The sequence below is a fragment of the Streptomyces sp. ID05-26A genome, from assembly GCF_033794685.1.
In the GTDB taxonomy this organism is placed as follows: domain Bacteria; phylum Actinomycetota; class Actinomycetes; order Mycobacteriales; family Pseudonocardiaceae; genus Lentzea.
Window position 1 is genome coordinate 1,443,737 of record NZ_JARAYZ010000001.1, and the last position, 25,833, is coordinate 1,469,569.

Below are 25,833 nucleotides of genomic sequence, written 5' to 3' on the forward strand. Positions count from 1 at the left end.
TGTTGCGCACCTCCGGTAGCGGCTTAGGCTTTGACGCGTTCATCGTGCCAAGGCCTCACGCCGCACACCGGAGGTGTTGCAGCACCATGCAAGCAACAGTGGGTGACAGGCTCCACGTCCACAGCCGCTCCATCGGACTCGAGGAGCGCCTGGGCGAAATCCTCGAAGTGCGCGGGAACGACGGGCATCCGCCGTACCTCGTCCGCTTCAACGACGGCCACGAAGGTCTGGTGTTCCCCGGACCCGACTGCGTCGTCGAGTCGCGCGGAAGCGTCTAACCGAGCACGGTCGCGATCAGCTCCTCGGCCAGCTGGGGAGTCGCTGCCGCCACGCCTGACCACCGGTGGGTCAGGTCGGGCTCGAACGTGAACGGCCGCCCGTGCAGGTCGACCAGCACACCACCCGCGGCCGGCACGGTGACCAGCGCCGTCGCGAGGTCCATGATCCGGTGTGTGTCGCTGCCCGGGTCGATGAACGCGTCGACCGTGCCCTCCGCGACCAGCATGGTCTCCAGGCAGGTCGTGCACAGCACACGGATGCGGTCAGCCTTGTTCGCGATGCGCAGCCACGCGTCCTGAGTGCCTGTCTTGGGGCGCATCAGACACACGGATGCGCCCTTCAACGTCGTGCGCCCGGTGGTGCGGAACGACGTCGGCACTCCTGCGCGCGCATGCCACGCACGGCCCGTGTCGAACCACGTCGTCAGAGCTTCTTTTGCCGTGCCGTCCTCTACGAGCGCACCGGCGAAGCACGAGAGAGGGACGCCGAACGCGGCGTTCGCGGACCCGTCGACCGGGTCGATGACGAGGGTGATCGAGGAGCCGTTGTCGACGTACCCGGCTTCCTCGGAAAGAAGGTTCACGCGATTGCGGTGGATGGACTCCAGGATCGCGTCCTCGACGATGCGGTCGACGCGCATCGTCGGTGTTCCGTCTGCGCCGTCCGCCACTTCTTCGCGGAGTTCGAGGCGCGTGTGCAGAGATCGGGCACGCCCGTACGCCGCCGACGCCGCACGGGCGGCGTCGGCGAGCGCGGGGTGCACGTCATCGGAGAGCTGTGGCTGGGGGACGTCCCAAGGAATCAGCACGTCCCCCACACTGCCACGGAAAACTCAGATCAGTGCCCAGGATCAGATCAGGCCGAGGCCCTTGACCGCGTCGCGCTCCTCGACGAGCTCGGCGACCGAGGCGTCGATGCGGCCGCGCGAGAACTCGTCGATCTCCAGGCCCTGGATGATCTCGTACGAGCCACCCGAGGTGCGGACGGGGAACGAGGAGATGATGCCCTCGGGCACGCCGTACGAACCGTCCGACGGGATGGCCATCGAGGTCCACTCGGTGCCGTTGACCCAGTCGTAGACGTGGTCGATGGCGGCGTTCGCGGCCGACGCGGCCGACGACGCGCCACGGGCCTCGATGATCGCCGCACCGCGCTTCGCGACGGTCGGGATGAAGTCGTTCTCCAGCCACGCCTGGTCGTTCACGGCCTCGGCGGCGGTCTTGTCGCCGACCTTGGCGTGGAACAGGTCCGGGTACTGGGTGGCCGAGTGGTTGCCCCAGATCGTCATGTTCTGGATGTCGGTGACCGCGACGCCCAGCTTCTTGGCGAGCTGCGACAGGGCGCGGTTGTGGTCCAGGCGCGTCATCGCGGTGAAGCGCTCGCGCGGGACGTCCGGCGCGTGCTGCTGGGCGATGAGGGCGTTGGTGTTGGCCGGGTTGCCGACCACGAGGACCTTCACGTCGTCAGCGGCACCGGCGTTGATCGCCTCGCCCTGCGGCTTGAAGATGCCACCGTTGGCCTCGAGCAGGTCGCCGCGCTCCATGCCCTTGGTGCGGGGGCGGGCGCCGACGAGCAGGGCCACGTTCACGCCGTCGAACGCGGTCTTCGCGTCGTCGGTGATCGTGATTCCCTTGAGCAGCGGGAAGGCGCAGTCGTCGAGCTCCATCGCGGTGCCCTCGGCGGCCTTCAGCGCGGGGGTGATCTCCAGCAGCCGCAGGTTGACCGGGGTGTCCGGGCCGAGCAGGTGGCCGGAAGCGATGCGGAAGAGAAGTGCGTAGCCGATCTGGCCGGCTGCACCGGTGACAGTGACGTTCACGGGCGTGCGGGTCATGAGCCTTCCCGAATGACGATCGTCCTCGTTGACGTCGGGCAGGTCGCCCGGCGTCCCGCACGTTACCAACACGTGGCCAATGGCAGAGTGTGAGAGTGGACAACCCCGACGAAGAGATCGGCGAGGACTACGCCGACGCAAACCTGCCGGGTCAGCACTGGGAGAAGCGGTCTTTCACCGACTGCGACTTCACCGAGGCCGATCTCCGCGAGCTCGTGACGACGGGGTGCACGTTCACCCGTTGCGACTTCACCCGTACGGATCTCGGCGAGTCGAGGCACCAGGCGACGGCGTTCCGGCAGTGCACCTTCGACCGCACGGTCCTGACCCGGTCGAGCTTCGACTCGTGCAGCCTCATGGGATCGAACTTCGTCGACTGCGTGCTGCGGCCCGTCACCTTCACCGAGGTGGACTTCACCCTGGCGTCGTTCGTGAGGGCGCCGCTGTACGACCTGAAGCTCGCCGGCCAGCGGTTCCGCGAGACGAACCTCAGCGAGGCCGACCTGCGCAACACCGACCTGAGCCAGGCGGACCTGATGGGCGCGCGGCTGCTCGACGCGAAACTCGAGGGCGCGGACCTGCGCGGGGCGAAGGTGGACGCGAACGGGCTGCGGCAGGCCAAGCTCGCCGGAGCCCTGATCGACGTCGAGCAGGCGATCGCCTTCGCGGCGGCCTACGGGCTGGTCGTCAGCTGACCCGCACCGGACACGGCAACGGCCCCGGACTCTTCGTCCGGGGCCGTCGTCATGCCACTACTTGTCGTTCGATCCCGTGATCTCCACGAGGACACCGTCCGCGACCATCTCTTCAACGGACTTCGGCAGCAGGTAGGCGGTGCCGCCGCCCGGCTGCTCGAACCACGGCACGGCCACGCCGGTCAGCACCTCGAGCGGGCGGCGCAACCGGTACACGCGGTACGGGCGGTTGATCCACGACGGCACGAGGCTGCGTTCCGGGAACGGCGTGCCCGCCACGTAGACGAGGTTGCCGGTCTGGTCGCCGTAGCGGTCGACCTCGGTGCCCGCCGGCAGCTCGAACATCTGCTTGTGGCGGAACAGGGTCAGCGGCGGCTCGCCCGCGAGCGGCGAGATCGGGAACTTCCGCTTCGACGGTTCCTCCTGCGCCACCGCGGCGGCGACCGGCGAAGGGGCCGGGGCCTGCTGCGGTGCGGGCGGCGGAACCGGCTGCACCTGGGTCGGCGCGGCTGCCGGGGAAGGCATCGGCGGAGCCTGCTGCACCTGCGTCGGCGCCTGCTGCGGAGGCATCGGCGGGCGCTGCGGCGGCACGGGACGGCGAGGCTCCTCGCGGAAGCCGTTCGTCATCGGCCGCTGCGGCGGCTGGGGCGCCCGCGGCGGGACCGTGCGGAAGTTGCCCAGCACCAGCCTGCCGATCAGGTACGCCGACGCGTCCTCGACCTTGTCGAACCGCACCGGGTTCTTCGGGCCGTGGTCGAACCAGCTGACCTCCCAGCTGTCGCCGTCGAGGCGCAGCGTCCAGGTGCGGTCGGCGGGTTCGCCGCCGATCCGGAACACACCGTGCGGCACGTTGAGGTCGTCCAGCGCGCGGCGGGTGCCCGCCAGCTCGCGGTCCTCCTCCGGGGTGACCTGCCTCGGCGGCTTGACCGGCTCGGGCTCCGGTTCCGGCTCGGGCTCCGGTTCCGGTTCGTTGAACAGCGCCGCGTCGAACTGGGTCGTCTCCTCGGACCGCGTCGGCGCGGGAGCCGTGACCACGGGCAGGGGCTCGGGTTCGGGCTCCTGCTCCGGTTCGAAGTGCGAGTCGAGCTGCGCCTCGAACGACGTCGTGGACTCGATCTCCTCCTCGGCGGCGAGGTCGGGCTCGTCCTCGGTCACCGCGACGACCGGGTGCTCCTCGGTGACCTCGGCCGCGCTCTCCAGCGGTTCGTCCAGGACCGGGCTCCACGCCATCGTGTCCTGCATGGCGTCGCGCGGACGTTCCTCGGTCTCGGCGTCGAGGTGGTCGGTGAGCTCGGTGTCGCGGTGGTGCGTGAGAAGCTCGGGCTCGTCGGGCCCTGCGGTGGGGATCTCGGGTTCCTCGGGAACGTCCACGTCTTCGTGTTCGTCCTCGGCGGCCGTTTCGTTCGAGTTTTCGGCGACGAACTCCTCGACCGGCTCGGGAACGACCTCGCGGACGGGCTGCCGGACGATCTCCGGTGCGCTCTCCCGCACGGGCGCGGGTGGCCGGACGGGTTCCGGTGCCTCGGGCTCCGCGAGATCGCTCGGGTGCGGCGCGAAGAGGTCCATGCCCGCGCCGTACGTGTCGCGCAGGGTCCGGTCGGCGACCGTGTCGGGCACGCCGTCGGAGTCGAAGACCACCCGGTACGGAGGACCGTCACCGGACAACGGGGGCGTGGCCACCGCGAGCGTCTCGCCGAGATCGTCGCGGACCGGCAGTGGCTCCGGCGCGAACTGCGGCTGCTCGGCCGTGACCTCGGCCGCGCGCGGCTCGGGGTACATCGGCTCGAAGTCGTACTCCTCCTGCTCGTCCTCGGCCTCGAACTTCGTGGCCTCGAACTTCGGAGCGGACTCGAACTGGGAAGCCGAGTCGAACTTCGGAGCGGCGGCTTCGAACTTCGGCGCCGAGTCGAACTGGGGTGCGGCGTCGAACCTGGGGGCCGAGTCGAACTTCGGAGCCGAGTCGAACTTCGGGGCGGCGACGAACTGCGTCGCGTCCGCGGCGGGTTCGGGCTCCGGCTCCGGTTCGGGCTCGACCGGCGTCGGCACGACGGTGCCGGGAGGCGCGGCGGGGGCGCCCAGGCTCGCGGCGGCGGCGAGCCTCGACTCCTCGCTCACCTCGGGCAGGCCGAACCCGGCGGCACGCGCCCGTTCGACCAGCTCCGGCTCGGGCGGCACGCCGTACTTGCGCAGGTAGTACGAGACTCCGGCGGGCCAGATCCACGCGCCGTCCGTCTGGAATCCGGACGGCACGACCGGGGGCGCGTCCGGGTGCAGCACGTCGTTGTCGAAGCCTCGCCCGGCCACGGCGACCGGCGCGTTCGACAGGTACGTGAGCAGCGGCGCGACCTCGGGCTCCGGCACCGGCGGGCGGTTGACCGAAGGACGACCGTTCGGTCCGGCGCCGTCGAAGACGCGGACCGTGCGGAACGCCGGCGTCGGCGGGTTCAGCCTGCGGCGCAGCCAGTCCGGGATGTTCTCCTCGACGCGCGGGAAGAACCTCATCTCGTCGACGTAGGCCTGCTGCGGCGGCGGGGTCTGCCAGCTCGGCTCCGCGCGGTCGAAGTCGAGGTTGTAGCTGGAGGGGTGATCGAGCTGGTACTTGGCGTTGGTCCAGCTGCCCCGGCCCTCGCGGTGCATGCCGGCCCGCAGCCGCGCGAACAGCGAGGCCGCCTCCTGGGGCACGGCCCACGCGCGCTTGGATCCGTCCTGCAGCCGGAGTTCGGCCTCCAGCTCGAAGTACCGGCCGGTGGCGCGGTACTGCGCGATCACACTGCGCCAGTCCTCTGGTGCGGCCCGCATCAGAGTCAGGCCGATCTGCTTAACCAGAGCGTCCTGCTCGGTAGGGTTCAACGGCTTCGGCTCGGACACGCCAACATCTTCCCCCGCAACTCGCCGGATCGCACACGTCCCCCGCCACTGCGCCGAACGGTGGAGACCCGACCATAACGCGGCGGACGTGCAAGGTTAAAGCTGATCAAGAACACTTTTGGTCCGTCTGGAGGCGATGTGACGCGGTCCGCGCAGGTGACCGGCGGTCTGCTGGCGGCAGCGGGCGGAGTGGCCATCGCGGTCCAGGCGCGCGTCAACGGATCGCTCGCCCAGGAACTCGGCAACGGCCTGCTCGCGGCGTTGATCTCCTTCGGCGGCGGGTGGTTCGTGCTGCTCGCGGTGGTCCTGACGCGACAGTCCGGACGGGACGGCCTGCTGCGGCTGCGGGACGCGCTGAGGCACCGCCGCATCCGCTGGTGGGAGTGCGTCGGCGGCATCAGCGGCGCGGTGCTCGTGGGCTCGCAGGGGCTCGCGGTCGCGACCATCGGTGTGGCGGTCTTCACGGTCGCGGTCGTGATCGGACAGGTCGTGAGCAGCATGGTCATGGACAACCTCGGGGTCGGGCCCGGCGAGTCGAAGCCGATTACAAAGACACGTGTCGTCGGAGCGGCCGTCGGTGTTATCGCCGTCACGGTCGCGGTGTCGGACCGGTTCACGTCGCCGGGCGCGTTGTGGCTCGCGGTGCTGCCGCTGATCGCCGGCCTGATGATGGGCTGGCAGCAGGCGGTGAACGGGCTGGTGCGCGAGGCCGCGGCCAACTCGATGGCGACGATCCTGGTGAACTTCAGCGTGGGCACGGTGGCGTTGACGCTGGTCAACGCCGTGACGTGGAGCGGGGTGCCCGGTGCGTTCCCGTCTGACTGGTGGCTGTACCTCGGCGGGTTGCTGGGCATCGTCGGCGTGGGTGGCGCGATCACGTCGGTGCGGTTCATCGGCGTGTTGATGGTCGGGCTGTGCGGTGTGTCCGGGCAGCTCATCGGGGCCGTGCTGCTCGACGCGGTGAGCGGGCACCTGGCGTTGCCGACGGCGATCGGCGTGGCGCTGACGCTGGTGTCGGTGGGCGTGGCGGCCCTGCCCAATGGGAGGATGAGGACGTGACTGCGACGCTGCTCAACGGCAACGAAACCCGGAACGCGCTGTTCGAGGACCTGAAGGCGCGGGTCGCCGCGCTGCCCGGTTCCGTGGGCCTGGCCACCGTGCTGGTCGGCGACGACCCCGGCTCGCACTCGTACGTCAAGGGCAAGCACAAGGCGTGCGAGAAGGTCGGCATCAAGTCGATCCGGCGCGACCTGCCCGAGTCGATCACGCAGCAGGAGCTCGAGGCCGTCATCGACGAGCTGAACGCGAACCCCGAGGTCACCGCGTACATCGTCCAGCTGCCGCTGCCCAAGCACCTCAACGCGAACGCGATCCTCGAGCGCATCGACCCGGCCAAGGACGGCGACGGCCTGCACCCGGTCAACCTCGGCAAGCTCGTGCTCGGCGAGGAGGCCGCGCTGCCCGCGACGCCGCGCGGCATCGTGGAGCTGCTGCGCCGCTACGAGGTGCCGATCGCGGGCGCGAACGTCACCGTCATCGGCCGCGGTGTCACCGTGGGCCGCCCGATCGGCCTGCTGCTGACGCGTCGTTCCGAGAACGCCACCGTGACGCTCTGCCACACCGGCACCAAGGACCTGGCGGCGGAGGTGCGCCGCGCGGACATCGTGATCGCCGGTGCCGGCAGCCCGGGCCTGATCACCGCGGACATGGTCAAGCCGGGCGCGGCCGTGGTCGACGTCGGCATCACCCGCACCGAGGCCGGTCTCGTCGGCGACGTGGCCCCCGAGGTCCGCGAGGTCGCCGGCTGGCTCGCCCCGATCCCCGGTGGCGCCGGCCCGATGACCGTTGCGATGCTGCTGACCAACACCGTCGAAGCCGCCGAGCGCGCCAATGCAGCGGTCTGACGCCGAGGCGCTCATGCCGGAACAGCGCTGGCGCTCGGGCCCCGCGAAGCACCTGCCGTTCGCGCTGGTGCTGGGGATCGGCGCGCTCGGGTTGGTGCGGACGTTCCAGTACCACTGGCGGCAGGGCGCCGTGCTGCTCGGCGTGGCGCTGCTGGTCGCGGCCGTGCTGCGGATCCTGGTGACCGACGAGCAGGCTGGTCTGATCAAGATCCGCGGCCGCGGCATGGACGCGTTCCTGTACTCGACGCTGGGCATCGTGGTGATCGCCGTCGCGCTGACGATCACCGGCGGTCCGCTGAGTCGTTAGCTCGGGCCGATGGCGCGGTCCACCATGACCTCGACGAGCTCGTCGAGGTCCATGGGCGCGACCACGTCCGGCAGCGTCAGCCGTTCGTAGATCAACCCCGTCATCGCGAAGTAGAGCGAGACGACGGTCATGCGGTCGCCCGGCAGCTTCGACTCCTCGTTGAACGCGACGTTGGCCTCGATGTTGTCGGCGATCGTCTTCGTGAGCGCCCTGCGGATCTCCGGCCTTCTCGTGGCCTCCAGCCGCAGCTCCATCATCGCGAGGTAGCAGGCCTTGTCGGCGTCCGCCCGCTTGATGATGTCGTGCATGAACTTGACCGTGAGCTGCCGGTCGCGCGGGAGTGACAGCGACTCCGCCACCGACTCGTCCGACGGCATGAGCCTGTCGTGCACCCGAGTCATCACCTCGGACATCAGCTCGTCGCGGTTCGCGAAGTAGTTCGACGCCGTACCCGCTGGCGTCTCGGCTTTGGCGTCGATCGCGCGGTAGGTCAGTCCCCGCGCGCCCTCCTGCGCCAGGACGTCGATCGCCGCGTCCAGCAGAGCAGTTCGCCGTGCCTCGTTCCTGACCACGATGCCTCCTTGACAACCACTACAGGCATAGTACTACAGTTGTCGTGGTTGAACGAGATCACAGGGGGTTCAGTTATGCGAAAGCTCGTCTACTACGTGGCAGTGACACTCGACGGCTACATCGCGGCCGAGGACGGGACCTTCGACGGGTTCATCTACGAGGGCGACCACATGGCCGGCATCAACGAGCACTACCCGGAGACGCTGCCGACCCAGATCCGCGAGCCGTTCGGCCTGGCGGACGCGCCGAACCAGCACTTCGACACCGTGCTGATGGGCCGCAACACCTACCAGGTGCCCGGCGGCCCGGCCTCGCCGTACGCACACCTGCGCCAGTTCGTCGTGTCGACGCAGGTGACCGACACCCCGTCCGACGTCGAGGTGATCCGCTCCGACGTCGCCGGGCGGGTGCGGGCCCTGAAGGCGGAGGACGGCCTCGACATCTGGCTGTGCGGCGGCGGCAAACTGGCCGCCGAACTGCTGCCCGAGATCGACAAGATGCTGCTGAAGATCCACCCCGTGGTGTTCGGGCGCGGCATCCCGTTGTTCGACGGGAAAGCCGACATCAGGAAGTTCCAGCGCACCGATGCGCGACTGTTCGAGAGCGGAGTTTCGTTCATGACTTACGAACCTCGTTCGTAAAAATGATTGACGGGCGCCATGTGCGCCCGCAATACTCGTGTCACACACCAAGCCTAAGGGGAACGTCATGACGAGCCAGGAGATGCGAGGCAGCAGCTCGAGCAGCGCTGTCGCGTGCCTGCACTCATCGCGGCGCCCCAGCTCCTCGCGACCGTTTTCGCAGGTGAGCTCCTTGTAGTGGCATGTCGACGCCATACAGGGAGCCGCCCATCGGGAAACCGATCAGGGCGGCTCTCTTTGTTTGTTGTGCAATTCTTTCCCTTGTAGCTCAATGGAGAGAGTGCGGCGCTACGAACGCCGAGATTCAGGTTCGACTCCTGGCAGGGGTACTTCCGGGTGCGAGGGAGACGGCAACCCACCTCATTTGGGATGAGGACACACCGCGTTCGACTCGCGGGCATCCGACGGAAAGGCGCTTTTCGGGGCGCAGCAGTGCAGCAGGGCAAAGGAGGGCTGGCCGAGTGGTAAGGCACCGGATTGCTAATCCGAGGTCCAGCGATGTCTGGCGCGCGTTCGATCCGCGCGCCCTCCGCGTCCTGAGGAGGATTGGCCGAGCCCGGTAAGGCAGCTGTCTCGAAAACAGTGGTCAGCGCGCGAGCGCTGCGCAGGTTCGAATCCTGCATCCTCCGCTCCACCACCGTGTCCTCTGAAGTGCTGATGGCAGCACGCCCGACTGTTACGCGGGAGGACCAGGTTCGAATCCTGGCAGGGGAACTCAGCGGAAGTCCCGTGACTTCGACGGGATCCGCAGGTCCAGGTGCTGCAACCGGTCCGCCAGCAGGCTGACCACGCCCTCGGCGGACTCGACCACGCCCCGCACGAGCATCGCGCCGCTCCCCCGCGCCACCCGCCGGTACCGCGCCCACAAACCCGGCGAGCACACGACGTTCACCATCCCGGTCTCGTCCTCGATGTTGAGGAACGTGACCCCGCCCGCCGTCGCCGGCCGTTGCCGATGGGTCACCGCGCCACCGATCAGCACGCGGGTGCCGGGGTCGACGGACGCGAGCGACTCCACCGGCAGTGCGCCCATGGAGTCCAAGGTGGACCGGACGAACTGGGTCGGGAAGCTGTCCGGGGACAGGCCCGTGGCCCAGACGTCCGCTACCGCCAGTTCGACGTCGTCCATGCCGGGCAACGCGGGCGCGTCGACGCCGACCACGGTGCCGGGCAGGCGATCGGACCGGATGGCCGCCACCGCGCCGGCCGCCCAGAGCGCCTCGCGGCGTTCCAGGCCGAAGCAGGAGAACGCGCCCGCGGTGGCCAGGGCCTCCACTTGTGCCGCGGTGAGCTGCACGCGGGTGCCGAAGTCCTCCATGTCGTGGAACGGTTGGGCGGCAACGATCCGCTCCGCGTCCGCCTCGCCGACGCCGCGGACGGCGGACAGACCGATGCGGACGGCCTGCGCTCCCTCGAACGGTTCCAGGCCTGCCCAGGGCAGGGAACGGTTCACGCACGGGCCGTGCACCGTCACGCCGTGGCGGCGGGCGTCGATCACCAGCGACTGCGGTGAGTAGAAGCCCATCGGCTGGGCCCTGAGCAGGGCCGCGCAGAACGCCGCCGGGTGGTAGAGCTTGAACCACGCGCTCACGAACACCAGGTGCGCGAACGACAGGGCGTGCGACTCCGGGAAGCCGAAGTTGGCGAACGCCAGCAGCTTCGCGTAGATGCGGCCGGCGAGTTCCTCGTTGATGCCCCGCTCCGCGCAGCCCTCGTAGAAGCGGTCGCGCAGACGTTCCATGCGGGCGGTCGAACGCTTGGCGCCCATCGCGCGGCGCAGTTCGTCGGCCTCGGCGGCGGTGAAGCCGCCCACGTCGACCGCGATCTGCATGAGCTGTTCCTGGAACAACGGCACGCCGTAGGTCTTCTTCAGCGCGTTCTCCAGCAACGGGTGGTCGTAGTCCCACTTCTCGACCTCGTTGCGGCGCCGGATGTACGGGTGCACCGAACCGCCCTGGATCGGGCCCGGCCTGATCAGCGCGACCTCGACGACCAGGTCGTAGAACTCGCGCGGCTTCAGACGCGGCAACGTCGCCATCTGCGCGCGGCTCTCCACCTGGAAGACCCCGACCGAGTCGGCTTTCTGCAGCATCTCGTAGACGCGCGCGTCCTCGAGGTCGATGCGACCCATGTCGACGTCGACGCCCTCGTGGTCGCGGACGAGATCGATGGCGTAGTGCAGCGCGGAGAGCATGCCGAGGCCGAGCAGGTCGAACTTCACCAGGCCGATGGACGCGCAGTCGTCCTTGTCCCACTGCAGGACCGTGCGCTTGTCCATGCGCGCCTTCTCGACCGGGCACACCTCGCTGACGGCGCGGTCGCAGATCACCATGCCGCCGGAGTGGATGCCGAGGTGGCGCGGGAAGTTCTCCAGCTGCGCTGACAGTTCCAGCACGTCACGCGGGATGTCGCAGTCGTCGGTGGTGGTGCCGAGCGGGCCCCACCTGTCTATCTGCTTGCTCCACGCGTCCTGCTGGCCCGGCGAGTGCCCGAGCGCACGGGCCATGTCGCGCACCGCGGAACGGGCGCGGTAGGTGATGACGTTCGCGACCTGCGCCGCGTGCCGCCGGCCGTACTTCGCGTAGACGTGCTGAATGACCTCCTCGCGCCGGTCGGACTCGATGTCGACGTCGATGTCGGGAGGGCCGTCGCGGGCGGGGGCGAGGAACCGTTCGAAGAGCAGGTCGAAGCGGACCGCGTCGACGTTGGTGATGCCGAGCGCGAAGCACACCGCGGAGTTCGCGGCACTCCCCCTGCCCTGGCAGAGGATGTCGTTGCGCTTGCAGAAGTCCACGATGTCGTGCACGACGAGGAAGTAGCCGGGGAAGCCGAGCTGTTCGATGATCCTCAGCTCGTGCTCGATCTGCCCGAACGCCTTCTCGTCGCCTTCGGAGTACCTGCGCCGGGCACCGATGTAGGTGAGCTCGCGCAACCACGTGATCTCGGTGTGGCCGTGCGGCACGTCGAACGGCGGCAGCTTCGGCGCGACCAGCCGCAGGTCGAACGCCAGTTGCATGCCGAGCAACGCGGCGTTGTGCACGGCGCCGGGAAATCGGCGGAACCGGTGGAACATCTCCTCGCCGCTGCGCAGGAACGCGGCGGGTGACGGCGGCAGCCAACCGGCCATGTCGTCGAGGCTGCTTCGCGCGCGCACGGCGGCCATCGCGGCGGCGAGCCTGCCACGGCTCGGTGTCGCGTAGTGCGCCGCATTCGTTGCCACGACAGGGAGTTGCAGCTTCTGCGCCATCGCGTTGAGGATGTCGTTGCGCCTGCTGTCCTCGGGCAGGCCGTGGTCGGTCAGCTCGACGTGGACGCGGCCCTTGCCGAACAGGTCGGTGAGCCTGACGATCTCTTCGTAGGCCGCCTCCGGCCCGTCCCTGACGAGCGCCCGGCGGACGGTTCCCTTGCGGCAGCCCGTGAGCACGACGACGTCACCCTTGGTGTCGGCGACGATCTGGTCGATGTCGTAGACGGGTTTGCCCTTCTCGGCGTTGTCGTCGAGATGGCCGGTGGTGAGCGTGCGGCACAGCGCGTGGTAGCCGTCCTGTTGGCGCGCAAGGAGAAGCAGGTGGTCGCCCTCGGGGTCCGGTTCGCCGTTCGCGGGCCTGCTCAGTCCGATGCTCAGCTCGGCGCCGAACACCGTGTGCATGCCCAGTTCCTTGGCCGCCTCGGCGAACCGCACGACGCCGTACATGCCGTCGTGGTCGGTGATCGCGATGGCGTCGAGCTTGAGCCGTTGCGCCTCCTCGACCAGTTCCTCGGGGTGGCTCGCGCCGTCGAGCCAGCTGAAGTTGGAGTGGCAGTGCAGTTCCGCGTACGGGACGCGCTTGCGGGCGGCCGCCATCTCGTCCGCGCGCAGCCGGAAACCCGGCGGGGCGGTGTACCGGTCGCGGTGCCTGCTCCACGCCGGGCTGTCGCCGCCGTCGGGTTTCTGCTCGGCGGGTTTGCCGGACAGGGCCCGTTCCAGGTCCTTCCAGCGGACCGGTGGGTTATTCCACCCCATCGATTTCCTTGCGCGGCAACGGAATCAGAGTCTCCAGCAGATCCCAGTAATCGTCCTGCATCAGTCGTACACCCCTTCCAGAAACCACCTCTGGTCCCTGCGGATCAGCAGGAACGCCTGGTCGTCCGTCTGCACCTGGACGCGCGCGGCCCGGTGCGGATCCGGTGCCCACCACCGCTCGTCGACCGGGAACGGCCCGGCCCACGCGGTCACCTCGCGCGTTCTTCCTTTGACGGTCAGCTTCTTCGGCCTCGCGGTGAGTTCGAGCCTGCCGGTCACGCCGACCTCGCCGCCCGCCTCGTCCGTCAGCTCCGCGGGGTCGTCGGCGAGCGTCGCGGGCGCCCTGGTGAGCCGGCCGGGCCACGGGTGGTCCGGGTTGCGCGACGGGACCCGCTCGTCACCCCACGGCACGAGCCTGACCTGCTCCTTCGGCCCTCTGCCGCCGTCGATGACCCCGGTGAGCACACCGTCCGGGCCGAGCAACCCCTGCACGTGCAGCAACGCCCGCACCGCGCGTTCGTCGTCGTGGCCCCACAACCCGAGCTGGAGCGCGGTGCCGTCGACGACCTCGACCGGTTCGAGGGTGAGCGCGCGGATGCCGGACGTGAGGCGTTCGCGGGTGAGCCAGCCATCGAGCTGCCAGCGCACCCGGTCCGCGATTCCCCGCGGTGTCAACGGTTCCGCGGCCCGCCACACCCGGTGCAGTTCCTCGCCGTTCTCGGTGCGCGCGTGGATGCCGAGCCGGGTGCACGCGAGGCTGCGGGCCGCGAGGTTCTCGTGCAGGCGTTCCGAGAGGACCTTCGCGGCGAACGCGGCCGAGTCGATCCGCTCGACCGGTTCGTCGAAGGTCTCGGTGACCGCCAGTTCGGGCGCGGGCCTGCGCTTGTCGAGCGGACGTTCCGGCAACCCGCGCGCCAGCCGGTGCTGCCGCGTCGCCGGTCCGCCGAACCGGGACGCCACCGCGTTCTCCGGCACGTCCGCGAACGCGCCGAGCGTCTTCAGCCCGAGCCTCCTGAGCAGGTCGACCAGTTCGGGCGCGTCGAGTTCGTGCACGCCCAACGGCCTGAGGAACTCCGCCGTCCGGTCCTGCGGCACGATCACGTTGCGGTGCGCGGCTTTCGTGGCCGCGAACAGGCTGCCGGCCACCCCCACCTGGGCTTCCGTCCCGGTGCGGGTGGCGATGTGGTCGACGATCCGTTCGGCCGCCTGCTCCGCGGACTGGAAGTAGCCGACCGGCCCCTGCGCGGGCACCGCGACCAGCCCGGGCTGCACGACCTCGATGCCGGGCGCGAGTTCCTCGACGGCCTCCGCCACCGGCTCGAAGAACCGGGCGTCGCGCTGCGGGTCGTGCTCGAAGGTGATCAGCTCGGGACACATCGCCTCGGCCGCGCGCCTGCGCATCGCCCGGCGGATGCCCTCGACCCGCGCCACGGCCGAGGTGGACACGATCTCGTTGCCGTCGACCACCGCCACCGGTACGTGCGGGGCGGTGCCGGTGGCGGTGCAGGCGGCGATGACGGGCCAGTCGGGGCACCAGACCGCGAGCAGACGGGTGTCCTTCACGTGGCAGGACCCTTTTGCGCGAGCCTGACCAGGCGTTCGATTGCTTCTGCCCGCCTGGTGGCCAGTTCGTCGGACCGCTCCGGACCGGCATCAGCCGGCTCGTCGGAACGGTCCGGTCCACCGGCCACCAGCGGGAGCTCGATTTCTTCCTCGCCGAACGTCAGCAGCACCTGCTTGGCGCGCCCGGCCGAGCCCCGGCCGCCGCTGCGCACGCTGATCTGCTGGCGCCGCAACGTTTCCGCGCCGTCGTCCAGGGCGTTCCAGCCCACGGACTCCGCCGTCAGCTCCACGTCGGCCGAGGGCCACGAGCCAAAGGCGATGAGCACCGCACGACGTTGACGGGCGCGGGCCGTCAGACGACGCGCGAGGGAAGGGGGAAGTGGGCAGGCGACGGCGACCAGGTCGACGCCGTCCAGCAGGGCCGCGATCACCTGGCCGGGATCGGAGCCGGGGCGCGGCACGAGCGCCAGCCGCTGCACGGCGACGCCCAACTCGGCAGCGGCCAGCACTCCGAGCTGCGGCAGGCCGACCACGGCGGCCCAACAGCCGTCCGCGGTCGCTCCCGCCAGCAGGGCGAGCAGCAACGATGTCGATCCGCCCACCGACACCGTGCTGCCACGCCGCAAGCCGCCCCACGGGAGCAGGCCCGCCAGTTCCCCGCGAACCGGCAGGACCCGCCCCGTGGCGTGGTCGGTGGTGGTGCTGGTCAGCTCGCTGGCCGGGTTCACCCCGAGCGCGGCCAACGACGCCGTTGCCGACCTGGACACTCCACCCACCTCCCTTCACGGACCGTGCGCACCCCTGTGCACGGCCGCCGAGGGAAGTTCGGCGACTTGCTATTCGAACGCTTGTTCGAACGAACGAGATGATCGTAGCGCGTGAACGCACCCCTGTGTCAATGCCAGAGCGTCACCCTTTTGGTGGACACGGCCACACAGGTGCGGGAGGTCCTCCAGCGTGGCCCGATCACCATGGGGGAACTGGGAAAACCACGAATCGGCCACTGCTGGCCGGCAGCATCGCCGCGGGCCGGCTCGTGTTCGGCGGTGTCGCCACCGCGTTCACGGTCAGCCACGTCCGCAACACGAATGGCGGCAGCGGCGGGCGGCCTGCGGCACCGTCTCCGCGGCTTGTGAAGCAAAAGGGCCGCTCCCCCGACGGAAGCGGCCCCTTTCCAGCAACGAGCGTCAGTGGGCGAAGTGACGCGTCCCCGTCAGGTACAGCGTGATGCCCGCCTGCTCGGCCTTGGCAATGACCTCGGGGTCGCGCACCGAACCACCGGGCTGCACGACCGCGCGCACGCCGGCCTCCAGCAGCACCTCCAGGCCGTCCGGGAACGGGAAGAACGCGTCGGAGGCACCGACCGCGCCCTTGGCCCGCTCACCGGCGCGCTTCACCGCGAGGATCGACGAGTCGACCCGGTTGACCTGGCCCATGCCGACACCGACGGTCGCGCCGTCGTTCGCCAGCAGGATCGCGTTCGACTTCACCGCGCGGATGGCGCGCCACGCGAAGTCGAGGTCCGCCAGCGTCTTCTCGTCCGCGGGCTCGCCGCACGCCAGGGTCCAGTTCTTCGGCGAGTCGCCGTCGGCGTCGATGGCGTCGCGCTGCTGCAGCAGCAGGCCGCCGGACACCGGGCGCATCTCCGCGCCACCGCGGGCGGGTGCCTCGGCCACGAGGATGCGCACGTTCTTCTTGCGCTGCAACACCTCGATGGCACCGTCCTCGTAGGACGGAGCGATGACGACCTCGGTGAAGATCTCCGAGACGAACTCGGCCATCTCGACGGTGACCTCGCGGTTCGCCGCGATGATGCCGCCGAACGCGCTGACCGGGTCGCACTCGTGGGCCTTGCGGTGCGCGTCCGCGATGCTCAGCTCGGACACCGCGATGCCACACGGGTTGGCGTGCTTGATGATCGCGACGCACGGCAGCTCGTGGTCCCACGCGGCACGCCACGCGGCGTCACCGTCGAGGTAGTTGTTGTACGACATCTCCTTGCCGTGCAACTGCTTCGCCGACGCGAGGCCCGTACGGCCGTCGCCCTGCGTGTAGATCGCGGCGTTCTGGTGCGGGTTCTCGCCGTAGCGCAGCACGTTAGACCGGTTCCAGGTCGCGCCGACCCAGCCGGGGAAGCCGCTGCCCTCGTCGTCGGGCGCCAGCACGTTGCCCATCCACGAGGCCACGGCCACGTCGTAGGAGGCGGTGTGGCGGAACGCGTCCGCGGCCAGGCGCTGGCGGTCGGTCATGGTGAAGCCGCCCTCGCGGACGTTCTCCAGCACCCAGTCGTAGCGGGCCGGGTCGACGACGACCGCGACGTTGGCGTGGTTCTTCGCCGACGCGCGGACCATCGCGGGGCCGCCGATGTCGATCTGCTCGACGCAGTCGTCGGGGGAAGCGCCCGACGCGACGGTCTGCGTGAACGGGTACAGGTTCACGACCAGCAGGTCGAACGGCGCGATGTCCATCTCGCGCAGCTGCTGGACGTGCGAGTCCTTGCGCAGGTCGGCCAGCAGGCCGGCGTGCACGCGCGGGTGCAGCGTCTTCACGCGGCCGTCGAGGCACTCGGGGAACCCGGTGACCTGCTCGACCTTCGTCACGGGGACGCCCGCGTCGGCCAGCACCTTGGCGGTGCCGCCGGTGGACACGATCTCGACTCCGGCCGCGTGCAGGCCGGTGGCCAGTTCCAGGAGGCCGGCCTTGTCGGAGACCCCGATCAGGGCCCGGCGGACCGGTCGCCTCTCGGCAGGAGTGCTCACGGAATGCTCACCTTTCGTCCGTTCACGGTGCAGCCCTCACGGGCGAGTCGGCCGACTGTCTCGACGAGCAGCCGGCGTTCGACGACCTTGATGCGTTCGTGCAGGGTGTCCTCGGTGTCGCCGGGTTCGACGACCACGGCCTCCTGCGCGAGGATCGGCCCCGTGTCGACACCCGCGTCGACCAGGTGCACCGTCGATCCGGTGACGTGCACGCCGTAGGCCAGGGCGTCACGCACGGCGTGCGCGCCGGGGAAGGACGGCAGCAGCGCGGGGTGGGTGTTGATCATCCGGCCGCCGAAGCGGGCGAGGAACCGCTCGCCGATGATCTTCATGAAGCCGGCGGACACGACCAGGTCGGGCTCGTGCGACGCGACCGCCTCGGTCAGCGCCTCGTCCCAGGCCGTGCGGTCGGCGTGGTCGCGCAGCTTCACGGCGAAATGGGGGACCCCCGCGCGTTCGGCGCGCTTGAGGCCCTCGATGTTCTCGCGGTCGGCGCCGACCGCGACGACCTCGATCGGGAGGTCGGCGTCCAGCAGGGCCTGCATGAGGGTTCCGGAACCGGAGACGAGTACGACGACGCGCGCCGGTGTGGGAAGCCGAAGTTCGGTGCTCAGCGTCTACTCCTGGTCGTTGCAGCAGCTCAGGAGCAGCCTATGACGTCACCGTCCCGGCTTGCCGTCCAGGTCCTCCTCGGCCTCCATGCCGAGCATCTCGTCGAACTCCGAGTCGAGATCCTCTTCTTCCTCGAGGTCCTCCTCGTCTTCGGGTTCGGCGTCGTCTTCCTCTTCGTCCTCAACGTCTTCGAGCTCGTCGACGTCTTCAGGCTCGTCGTCTTCGAGCTCTTCGTCTTCAAGCTCTGCGTCTTCGAGCTCTGCGTCGTCGTACTCGTCCTCGTCGTAGTAGTCGTCGTCCTCGAGGTCCTCGTCGACCTCGAACTCGTCGGCGTCCACGACCTCGAGCTGCTCGAACTGCTCGGTGAGCTCGTCGTCCTCGAACACGACGTCCGGGTCCTCGGCGTCGTCCCCGGCGTCGTCCGGTTCGGCGAACTCGGTGGCACCCGCCGCCACGGCGGCCTTCCCGCGGTTGCCGGCGAGCCAGGCCACCAGTGCGCCCGGCACCAGCACCCACAGCGCCACCGCCAGCGCCAGCAGACCGGCGGGGATCGTCACGGGGTCGAACGCGCCGCCCGCGAGCCGTCCACCGGCCGTCGCGGCGAGCACGAGACTGCCCACGCCCGCCGTGATCGCGGCCACCAGGACCGCGCGGAACCGCGAGGTCGGCCGGTCGGACACCTTGCGGCAGGTCCAGCCGACGACCAGGCCGATCACCAGACCACCCACCAGCACGGCGGGGCTCCACACGAACTCGTTCTCCGGCATGGCCGCCAGCAACGGCACCGGGGGCACCTGGCCGCCGACGAACTTCAACGGCGTGACCTCGACGCCACCCATCGAGAACCCGGCGCCCGCGACGTAGGAGAAGCCCGCGATGATCGCGTTCGGAAGGTAGGCGAGGCACAGCAGGAACACGCCGAGGCCGACGCCGAACGACGCACCGGCGCCCGCGAAGAGCTCACTGGTGCGCTGCCACGAGGCGGCGAGACCCGCCGCCACCGCCAGCGCGCCAACGCTGACCAGCGCGAACAACGCCATGAACCCGGCGCGCAGCCCGTGCAGCGCCACCGGGTCGAGCTTGTCGAACACCACCTCGTACAGGCCGCAACGGCGTGCCACACCGATCGTGGCCGCGAGACCGGACACCGCCGCACAGCCGAAGAACGCCACGGCCGGTGTGGCGCGCACGACCCCGTCGCCCATCACCAGCGCGATCGCACCGCCGACGATGGCGTGCGATCCGGCGATGCTGAGCACGACACCGCGGGCCTGCAACGGTTCGTAGAGGCCGAGGCGGTCGGCGGTGCCCGCGGCGGTGCGGCTGACCAGCAGCATCAGCAACGCGGTGGGCAGCAGCGGCAGCACGCCGAGCTGGCCCGAGTCGAAGCGCAACGGCACGTGGTGCGCCGCCAGCCAGGCGGGCGCGGCGGCGCTGAGCACGCCCGAGGTCGAGAAGTCCGCGTACGTGGCCGTCGCGGAGACCAGCGCGAGGACCGCGGCGACCGCGGCGTATCCGACGACCACCGAGCCGACCGCGGCGGCGACGAGCACCCGCATGCGTTCGGACCGCGAGAACTCCGGTGGGCGCACGGTGTTGACCTCGCGGGTCACATCGCGTTGCAGCACGGGCACTTCTCCACTGTGTCAGGCCGGCTGGGCCATTCGAGGCAGGCACGCCGGGTCATACGACAGGGGTGGTGCCGGCGAACCGGCACCACCCCTGAGGTCGAACGGTGTGCGGACCCTACTGCTGCGGTCCGCCGAAGCCACCGGGCGGCGTGCCCGGCGAGCCGAACTGGCCCGGCTGCGGCATGAAGCTGGTCTGCTGCGGCGGCTGACCCGGCTGCGCGGGCTGCTGAGGCTGCTGACCGAACTGCTGCTGCTGGCCGAACTGCTGCGGTGCCTGCTGCTGCGGGGCCTGCTGGGGTGCGGCGTGCTGCGGGGCCTGCTGGCCCTGCTGCGGGAACGCACCGGACTGCGGGTTCCAGCCACCCGGCTGGCCCTGGCTCTGGTGGCCCGCGTACGGGTTCGCCGGCTTCGGCTCGAACTTCACGATGCCCTCGGCGAGCAGGAACGCGAGCACGATCGCGGCCGTCTCGAGCAACGCGACGATGAGCAGCACGATGTCGAGGCCCTGCACGGACACCGACTTGATGACGCCCTGCAACTGCAGCAGCGTCTGCACACCCGCCAGGACCGCCGCGACCGGGATGAAGCCCTTCGGAGTGCTCGGGAGCACCGAAAGTCCGGCGAGCAGGCCCGCGGCGAGCAGGTAGACCACGTTGCCGCTGCTGACGTCGTCCGCGAACGCGACGAGGTACGCCACCAGGCCGAGACCCGCCGCGACCAGCGGGAGGATCAGGGCCAGGTTGATGTTGTTGGCGCCGGGGGCCCCAGGGGGCGGCGGCGGTGCCTGGTGCTGTGCCGGACCCGGCGGCTGCTGTTGGGGTGCGCCGTAAGGCACGGACATGTCGAGGTCTCCTCCTCAAACCAGGGTGCGTCGACTGACGCTAGCAGTGCTCTGCCACCCGCCACTAAGACGTTGGACCGATCACGCCGGTTCCGCCATACGAGCGAGGACCGGACTCCGAAAGTACTCGGAATCCGGTCCTCGCGTTGCTCTACGTGCCTGAAACGTCAGACTTTCAGAGCGCCTTCATGATCTCGCGCATCAGGTCGGCGGTCTCGGACGGCGTCTTGCCGACCTTGACGCCGGCGGCCTCGAGGGCCTCCTTCTTCGCCTGTGCGGTGCCCGCCGAGCCGGAGACGATGGCGCCGGCGTGGCCCATGGTCTTGCCCTCGGGAGCGGTGAAGCCCGCGACGTAGCCGACGACCGGCTTGGTCACGTTCTCCTTGATGTACGCGGCCGCACGCTCTTCGGCGTCGCCACCGATCTCACCGATCATCACGATCGCGACGGTCTCCTCGTCGGCCTCGAAGGCCTCCAGGGCGTCGATGTGCGTGGTGCCGATGATCGGGTCGCCACCGATGCCGATCGCGGTGGAGAAACCGAAGTCCCGCAGCTCGTGCATCATCTGGTAGGTCAGCGTGCCCGACTTCGACACCAGGCCGATCTTGCCGGCGCCCGCGATGTTCGCCGGGATGATGCCGGCGTTCGACTTGCCGGGGCTGATGATGCCGGGGCAGTTCGGGCCGATGATGCGGGTCTTGTGGCCCGTCGCGACGGCGTGCGCCCAGAAGTAGGCGGTGTCGTGCACCGGGATGCCCTCGGTGATGACCACGGCCAGCTCGATCTCGGCGTCGATCGCCTCGACCACGGCGGCCTTCGAGAAGGCCGGCGGGACGAAGATCACGGTCACGTTCGCGCCGGTGGCCTCCATGGCCTCCTTGACGGTGCCGAAGACCGGGAGGACGGTGCCGTCGAAGTCGACCTTCTCGCCCGCCTTGCGCGGGTTCACGCCACCGACGATGTTCGTACCGGACGCGAGCATGCGCTTGGTGTGCTTGGTGCCTTCGGCACCGGTCATGCCCTGGACGATGACCTTGCTGTTCTCGTTGAGGAAGATAGCCATCTGACTCAGACCCCCGCAGCCGCGAGCTCGGCGGCCTTGGCGGCCGCGTTGTCCATCGTGTCGACAACGGTCACCAGCGGGTGGTTGGCCTCGGCGAGGATCGCGCGGCCCTCCTCCACGTTGTTGCCGTCCAGGCGGACGACGAGCGGCTTGGTGGCCGAGTCGCCGAGGATCTCCAGCGCCTTCACGATGCCGTTGGCGACGGCGTCGCACGCGGTGATGCCACCGAAGACGTTGACGAAGACCGAGCGGACGGCCTCGTCGCCGAGGATGACGTCCAGGCCGTTGGCCATGACCTCGGCGGACGCGCCGCCACCGATGTCGAGGAAGTTCGCGGGCTTCACGCCGTACTGCTCACCGGCGTACGCCACGACGTCCAGAGTGGACATCACGAGACCGGCGCCGTTGCCGATGATGCCGACCTCGCCGTCGAGCTTGACGTAGTTGAGGCCCTTCTCCTTGGCCTTCGCCTCGAGAGGGTTCTCGGCCGCCTTGTCGACCAGCTCGGCGTGGGCCGGGTGGCGGAAGTCGGCGTTCTCGTCGAGCGTGACCTTGCCGTCGAGCGCGACGATCTTGCCCTGCGGGTCGCGGACCAGCGGGTTGACCTCGACCAGCGTGGCGTCCTCGGAGACGAAGGTCTCCCAGAGCTTCACGATGGTGTCGACGACCTGGTCCTTGACCTCGGCCGGGAAGTTCGCGGCGTCGGCGATCTCCGTCGCCTTGGCCACGTCGACGCCCTTGATGGCGTCGATGTGGATCTTCGCGAGGGCCTCGGGCTTGGTCGCGGCGACCTCTTCGATGTCCATGCCGCCCTCGACGCTCGCCATGGCGAGGAAGGTGCGGTTGGCGCGGTCGAGGAGGAAGGAGAAGTAGTACTCCTCCGCGATGTCGGAGGCGGGCGTCACCAGAACGCGGTGAACGATGTGCCCCTTGATGTCGAGGCCGAGGATGGCGGTCGCCTTCTCCTCGGTCTCCTCCGGGGTGGAAGCGAGCTTCACACCACCGGCCTTGCCGCGGCCGCCGGTCTTGACCTGGGCCTTGACGACGACGGCCTGGCCGAACTTCGCGGCGATGGCCTTGGCGTCGGCGGGGTTGGTGGCCACATCGCCCGGCAGTACCGGGACGCCGTGGGCGGCGAAGAGGTCCTTCGCCTGGTATTCGTACAGGTCCACTCGGGTCTCCTGCGACGTCGGTGTCGGAACACAACACCGCGCCTGGGTGGTCCTCAAGGGGCCAAGCGAACCCACTTGACGCGGCTGGGCCCAGACACTATCGACCTGCGGGTACCGCTCGCACGTCACCACCGGTGAGGTCGGTCTCAACGGCGGTGAGGTCGATCACGCGTACGCGCGCGATATTGAGAAAAGCGCGTGCGTGTCACGTTTCAGCGGGTCGAACGAGCGCCCATCAAGCCGGCCGCGACCACCAGCGCGGCGACCGACGCCAGCGCGAGCCACGTCCCCGGCGCCGCGACCGCGTCCTCGACGCGACTGCCCGTGAGCGGTAGTTCGAGAGCCCGGATCCCGAGCAGCAACGCCAGACCCGCGAGCGTCGCGGCACCACGAGCGGGCCTCGACCTGAACACCAGCACGAGGCTGATGATCAGCATCGTGAGGCAGACCAGGAGCGCCCAGGAGACCGCGGGGTCGTTGTCCGGGACCACCGTCGGTGCCGTGTACCTGGCCCCGCGCATGGTCGGCAGCACGAACGCGCCCACCGCGAAGAGCCCGGCGAGCAGGATCGCGCCCAGCTCGGCGACCGGCACCTGTTCCTTCCTGACCTCGCCCGCGTTCTCCCGCTCCGTCGCGCCCGCGAGTCCCGTGCAGGCGAGCGCCAGCAGGGCGAGCGGGGCCTCGACGACCATCAGCCAGAAACCGGCACCCGGTTGAGCGACGCCCAGCTGGCTCGCCGCGATCACCACCTGCGTCATGCCCGCCGCGGCGAGCTGCATCGCCAGGAAGCCGCCCACCAGCGCCGGACGCACCACCGGCGCGACCGACGGCACGAACAAGAGGAGTCCGAGCACGCCGAACGCGAGTCCGGCCGCCCAGAGCAGGTTCACGGACGCCAGGTCGGGTGCCGCGCCTCCGGTGGAGAGGACGAGTTGCGGCAGGAGCGCGCCGACCAGCATCGCGAGGGCCGCGAGCAGCGCGAGCACGCCCGCGGCCACGTGCATGCGGCCCAGGGAGGGCAACGCCAGGTCGCGCGTCTCGTCGCGCTTGCCGCTGAGCAGCCGCGCCGTGCGACCCAGGAGCGGCATGCCGGGCAGGAGGAGAGCGCACACGAGAGCGGCGACCGAGCCACCGGTGATGCCGAGGTTCGGCGCGACGGTGCCGGCCGCCAGAGGGGGCACCACGACGGCGAGGAGGGCCAGCGAGACGCCGACCGTTCCGCCCGCACGGGTGTCCGGGTCGGGCGAGCTCGACGCGAGCGCGGTCGCGAGCGGCACGGCGACCGCGATCAGCAGGCCACCGACGAGGCCGAGCACCGGCAGGTCCCACGGCCCACGGTCGAGCTGGAACGGGTCCGTCGACACGAACGGCTTGCCCAGCAGGCCGACCGCGGCGACCAGGGAGATGAGCACGGGGAACGCCACCAGGCTCGGGGGCTCCGACTCGTCCGCGGGCATGCCGGCGCGGCCGGACGCCAGCGCTCCGCCGGCGATCACCAGCAGGTGCCCCACGACCAGCAGCCACACGCCCGCCGCGGGCGTGACCGCGACGAGGGTCGCCGGCCGGAACAGCTCGGGGCGCGCCACGTCCATCGGCTCGAAGGCGACCAGGAGGTCGCTGAGCAGCCGGCCGACCGCGAACACGCCGACCGCGGCGATCAGCCCCGCCGCCACGAACGGGCGGCCGCGCATCAGCAGCACCCCCGCGACGGCAGGCGGCAACAGCGCCAGCAGGGCGAGCAGCGGCCACGACGTGAAGGCGGGTTCCGCGCCGCTGACCACGCCGAGCAGCGGGCCGAGGGCCAGTAGTGCGGAGCCTGCGGCGGCGAGGGCCCACGAAGTGCGGAGCCTGGCGGCCGCGGGGGTCTGGTTCTCGAGCTCGGTGCGAGTCATCGCGGGCGAACCTAGCAATAGAGGTGTGAGGTCGCGCGTGCCTATCAAGACGAATTTCGTTCGCATGTGGAAAACGTCCGCCGGGTACTCCTAGCCGGTGAGTTCATCACTTAACGTCGCTCACATGAGCGACACCGGCCGGTCGTGGATCACGCGTCTGACTGACGCTGCTCTCGACCGTGCCGGCTGGGGAGTCCACACCGCCCGTGACGTCGCGGAGGAAGTGAAGGTCGCGCTGCGGGCGATGGCCACCCCCGGCGGGATGCGCGGGGTCGCCATGGAAGCGGCCTGGCTGACGGCCCACGCGGTGCTCTACCCGTGGGGCGCGATCACCGAGCAACTGCGGCCGGAAGGCCCGTACCGGCACTACCGCACCGACGGCCTGCCCCCTCGTCAGCGAGGGCTGATGGTTTCGGCGATGGACGCGGCGGGCACCCCGATCGTGTTGGTGCATGGCATCGGGGACAACCGTTCCGCCTTCGCGGTGCTGTCGGGGGCGCTGCGAAGGCGGGGCTTCGGGGTCGTACACGCCATCAACTACAGCGTGCTCACCGCGCTGACCGGCGACGTCCGCCGCTCGGCGGCACTGCTCGGCGCGCACATCGAGCGGATCTGTGAACAGACCGGATCCGAACAGGTGCACGTGGTCGGCCATTCGCTCGGCGGGCTCATTGCCAGGTACTACGTGCAACGGCTGCATGGCGACTCACGCGTTCGCTCACTCGTTACCTTGGGGACGCCCCACAGCGGCACTCTCGCCGCCTATCTACTGCCGACTCCGCTGACCCGGCAGCTGCGACCCGGTTCCGAGTTGCTCTCGGAGCTCGCGGAGCCCTGCCGTCCGTGCCGCACGCGCTTCGTCGTGGTCTGGTCGGAAATGGATCAGATCATCGTGCCTCAGCGCAACGCCCGACTGGAGCACCCGTCGTTGCACGTCGAAGAGCACCAGATACGTGATTCAGGTCACCTTTCTTTGCCGGTTGACACGAGGACCCTTCACGTAGTTGTGACGGCCATCACCCGATCGGATGACTTGTCAACTCACCCCATCGCCGCTGGCGGAGAGGCGTGTCGGCCGTCCGGAATCACCGACGGTCACAGTTGACAGTTGAAACCCGCTGGTCGCCGCCCATACGAAGGACATAACAAACTGGGGTTTGCCCTCCCAGGCTCCCCGCCGTTACTGTCCCCGGGTCCGT

Annotated in this window: 21 protein-coding genes and 4 tRNA genes; 11 read left to right on the top strand and 14 right to left on the bottom strand. The window is 69.8% G+C overall.

All coding sequences use genetic code 11. The features are described from left to right. Positions 1-86 precede the first annotated feature (86 nt). Positions 87-278, top strand: coding sequence for a DUF1918 domain-containing protein (locus tag PV646_RS06980; RefSeq protein ID WP_189154448.1), 192 nt, complete (start codon positions 87-89; stop codon positions 276-278). Here the strand turns inward: PV646_RS06980 and PV646_RS06985 are convergent. Together PV646_RS06985 and PV646_RS06990 are read right to left on the bottom strand one after the other, a co-directional pair. Next, positions 275-1,087, bottom strand: a complete 813-nt coding sequence (locus tag PV646_RS06985; RefSeq protein ID WP_500340660.1) for an inositol monophosphatase family protein — start codon at positions 1,085-1,087, stop codon at positions 275-277. The two genes, PV646_RS06980 and PV646_RS06985, sit on opposite strands and share 4 nt — an antisense overlap. A gap of 42 nt (positions 1,088-1,129) precedes the next feature. After that, positions 1,130-2,110: a malate dehydrogenase gene (locus PV646_RS06990; RefSeq protein WP_090067175.1), complete on the bottom strand. Its 981-nt coding sequence runs from the start codon at positions 2,108-2,110 to the stop codon at positions 1,130-1,132. Between the two features lie 95 nt (positions 2,111-2,205). On the opposite strand from PV646_RS06990, the gene PV646_RS06995 reads away from it, so the two are divergent. Further along, entirely contained in the window at positions 2,206-2,805 is a 600-nt protein-coding gene (locus tag PV646_RS06995; protein WP_500340661.1) for a pentapeptide repeat-containing protein, read from the top strand. 57 nt (positions 2,806-2,862) lie between these two features. Here PV646_RS06995 and PV646_RS07000 read toward each other — a convergent pair whose 3' ends face one another. After that, the gene (locus PV646_RS07000) at positions 2,863-5,673 is read right to left on the bottom strand and encodes a glycohydrolase toxin TNT-related protein (protein ID WP_500340662.1); all 2,811 of its coding nucleotides are present in this window, start codon (positions 5,671-5,673) and stop codon (positions 2,863-2,865) included. A gap of 138 nt (positions 5,674-5,811) precedes the next feature. Here PV646_RS07000 and PV646_RS07005 point away from each other — a divergent pair, with 138 nt between their 5' ends. The 3 genes from PV646_RS07005 to PV646_RS07015 are packed head-to-tail and all read left to right on the top strand — an operon-like array spanning position 5,812 to position 7,884. Further along, entirely contained in the window at positions 5,812-6,732 is a 921-nt protein-coding gene (locus PV646_RS07005; RefSeq protein WP_500340663.1) for a DMT family transporter, read from the top strand. Beyond that, entirely contained in the window at positions 6,729-7,577 is an 849-nt protein-coding gene (locus tag PV646_RS07010; protein WP_500340664.1) for a bifunctional methylenetetrahydrofolate dehydrogenase/methenyltetrahydrofolate cyclohydrolase, read from the top strand. The genes PV646_RS07005 and PV646_RS07010 overlap by 4 nt, the downstream gene beginning before the upstream one ends. Further along, positions 7,564-7,884, top strand: coding sequence for a DUF3017 domain-containing protein (locus PV646_RS07015; RefSeq protein ID WP_500340665.1), 321 nt, complete (start codon positions 7,564-7,566; stop codon positions 7,882-7,884). The genes PV646_RS07010 and PV646_RS07015 overlap by 14 nt, the downstream gene beginning before the upstream one ends. Here the strand turns inward: PV646_RS07015 and PV646_RS07020 are convergent. Next, complete coding sequence (locus tag PV646_RS07020) at positions 7,881-8,456, bottom strand: TetR/AcrR family transcriptional regulator (protein WP_500340666.1); 576 nt, start codon at positions 8,454-8,456, stop codon at positions 7,881-7,883. The genes PV646_RS07015 and PV646_RS07020 overlap by 4 nt on opposite strands. 75 nt (positions 8,457-8,531) lie before the next feature. Here PV646_RS07020 and PV646_RS07025 point away from each other — a divergent pair, with 75 nt between their 5' ends. The 5 genes from PV646_RS07025 to PV646_RS07045 all read left to right on the top strand — a co-directional run bounded on the left by PV646_RS07025 (position 8,532) and on the right by PV646_RS07045 (position 9,812). Beyond that, on the top strand, positions 8,532-9,098 hold the full coding sequence (locus PV646_RS07025) for a dihydrofolate reductase family protein (protein ID WP_500340667.1): 567 nt from the start codon (positions 8,532-8,534) through the stop codon (positions 9,096-9,098). Positions 9,099-9,356: 258 nt separating this feature from the next. Then, positions 9,357-9,427: transfer RNA gene (locus PV646_RS07030), tRNA-Arg, on the top strand. A 118-nt stretch (positions 9,428-9,545) separates the two neighbouring features. Further along, positions 9,546-9,630 (top strand) — tRNA-Ser (locus tag PV646_RS07035). Positions 9,631-9,638: 8 nt separating this feature from the next. Continuing rightward, positions 9,639-9,727: transfer RNA gene (locus PV646_RS07040), tRNA-Ser, on the top strand. Between the two features lie 13 nt (positions 9,728-9,740). Then, a tRNA-Asn gene (locus tag PV646_RS07045) sits at positions 9,741-9,812 on the top strand. A gap of 1 nt (position 9,813) precedes the next feature. On the opposite strand, the gene PV646_RS07050 is transcribed toward PV646_RS07045, so the two are convergent. The 10 genes from PV646_RS07050 to PV646_RS07095 all read right to left on the bottom strand — a co-directional run bounded on the left by PV646_RS07050 (position 9,814) and on the right by PV646_RS07095 (position 24,634). After that, positions 9,814-13,101 (bottom strand): error-prone DNA polymerase, encoded by a 3,288-nt coding sequence (locus tag PV646_RS07050; RefSeq protein WP_500340668.1) that lies wholly within the window; start codon positions 13,099-13,101, stop codon positions 9,814-9,816. A 60-nt stretch (positions 13,102-13,161) separates the two neighbouring features. Beyond that, positions 13,162-14,664 (bottom strand): DNA polymerase Y family protein, encoded by a 1,503-nt coding sequence (locus PV646_RS07055; protein ID WP_500340669.1) that lies wholly within the window; start codon positions 14,662-14,664, stop codon positions 13,162-13,164. Beyond that, complete coding sequence (imuA', locus tag PV646_RS07060) at positions 14,661-15,431, bottom strand: DnaE2-dependent mutagenesis accessory factor ImuA' (RefSeq protein WP_500340670.1); 771 nt, start codon at positions 15,429-15,431, stop codon at positions 14,661-14,663. The genes PV646_RS07055 and imuA' overlap by 4 nt, the downstream gene beginning before the upstream one ends. Before the next feature lie 420 nt (positions 15,432-15,851). Further along, positions 15,852-17,423 (bottom strand): bifunctional phosphoribosylaminoimidazolecarboxamide formyltransferase/IMP cyclohydrolase, encoded by a 1,572-nt coding sequence (gene purH / locus PV646_RS07065; RefSeq protein ID WP_500340671.1) that lies wholly within the window; start codon positions 17,421-17,423, stop codon positions 15,852-15,854. Next, positions 17,420-18,037 (bottom strand): phosphoribosylglycinamide formyltransferase, encoded by a 618-nt coding sequence (gene purN / locus PV646_RS07070; protein ID WP_500342300.1) that lies wholly within the window; start codon positions 18,035-18,037, stop codon positions 17,420-17,422. Before purN ends, purH begins: the two co-directional genes overlap by 4 nt. Positions 18,038-18,082: 45 nt before the next feature. After that, positions 18,083-19,663, bottom strand: a complete 1,581-nt coding sequence (locus tag PV646_RS07075; protein WP_500340672.1) for a cell division protein PerM — start codon at positions 19,661-19,663, stop codon at positions 18,083-18,085. A gap of 118 nt (positions 19,664-19,781) precedes the next feature. Further along, entirely contained in the window at positions 19,782-20,507 is a 726-nt protein-coding gene (locus PV646_RS07080; protein ID WP_500340673.1) for a DUF5336 domain-containing protein, read from the bottom strand. Positions 20,508-20,682: 175 nt separating this feature from the next. After that, positions 20,683-21,570: a succinate--CoA ligase subunit alpha gene (sucD, locus tag PV646_RS07085; RefSeq protein ID WP_189154468.1), complete on the bottom strand. Its 888-nt coding sequence runs from the start codon at positions 21,568-21,570 to the stop codon at positions 20,683-20,685. A gap of 5 nt (positions 21,571-21,575) precedes the next feature. Then, complete coding sequence (gene sucC, locus PV646_RS07090) at positions 21,576-22,742, bottom strand: ADP-forming succinate--CoA ligase subunit beta (RefSeq protein WP_189154469.1); 1,167 nt, start codon at positions 22,740-22,742, stop codon at positions 21,576-21,578. 212 nt (positions 22,743-22,954) lie between these two features. After that, positions 22,955-24,634, bottom strand: coding sequence for a hypothetical protein (locus PV646_RS07095; protein WP_500340674.1), 1,680 nt, complete (start codon positions 24,632-24,634; stop codon positions 22,955-22,957). 124 nt (positions 24,635-24,758) lie between these two features. On the opposite strand from PV646_RS07095, the gene PV646_RS07100 reads away from it, so the two are divergent. After that, complete coding sequence (locus tag PV646_RS07100; RefSeq protein WP_500340675.1) at positions 24,759-25,739, top strand: esterase/lipase family protein; 981 nt, start codon at positions 24,759-24,761, stop codon at positions 25,737-25,739. Positions 25,740-25,833 lie beyond the last annotated feature (94 nt).

Bases quoted from the DNA above. Each gene is read 5' to 3' on its own strand.
- PV646_RS06990 (WP_090067175.1), bottom strand. From the start codon at position 2,110: ATGACCCGCACGCCCGTGAACGTCACTGTCACCGGTGCAGCCGGCCAG.
- PV646_RS07015 (WP_500340665.1), top strand. From the start codon at position 7,564: ATGCAGCGGTCTGACGCCGAGGCGCTCATGCCGGAACAGCGCTGGCGC.
- PV646_RS07100 (WP_500340675.1), top strand. From the start codon at position 24,759: ATGAGCGACACCGGCCGGTCGTGGATCACGCGTCTGACTGACGCTGCT.
- PV646_RS07095 (WP_500340674.1), bottom strand. From the start codon at position 24,634: ATGACTCGCACCGAGCTCGAGAACCAGACCCCCGCGGCCGCCAGGCTC.
- PV646_RS07025 (WP_500340667.1), top strand. From the start codon at position 8,532: ATGCGAAAGCTCGTCTACTACGTGGCAGTGACACTCGACGGCTACATC.
- sucD (WP_189154468.1), bottom strand. From the start codon at position 21,570: ATGGCTATCTTCCTCAACGAGAACAGCAAGGTCATCGTCCAGGGCATG.
- PV646_RS06980 (WP_189154448.1), top strand. From the start codon at position 87: ATGCAAGCAACAGTGGGTGACAGGCTCCACGTCCACAGCCGCTCCATC.
- PV646_RS07050 (WP_500340668.1), bottom strand. From the start codon at position 13,101: ATGGGGTGGAATAACCCACCGGTCCGCTGGAAGGACCTGGAACGGGCC.
- PV646_RS07080 (WP_500340673.1), bottom strand. From the start codon at position 20,507: ATGTCCGTGCCTTACGGCGCACCCCAACAGCAGCCGCCGGGTCCGGCA.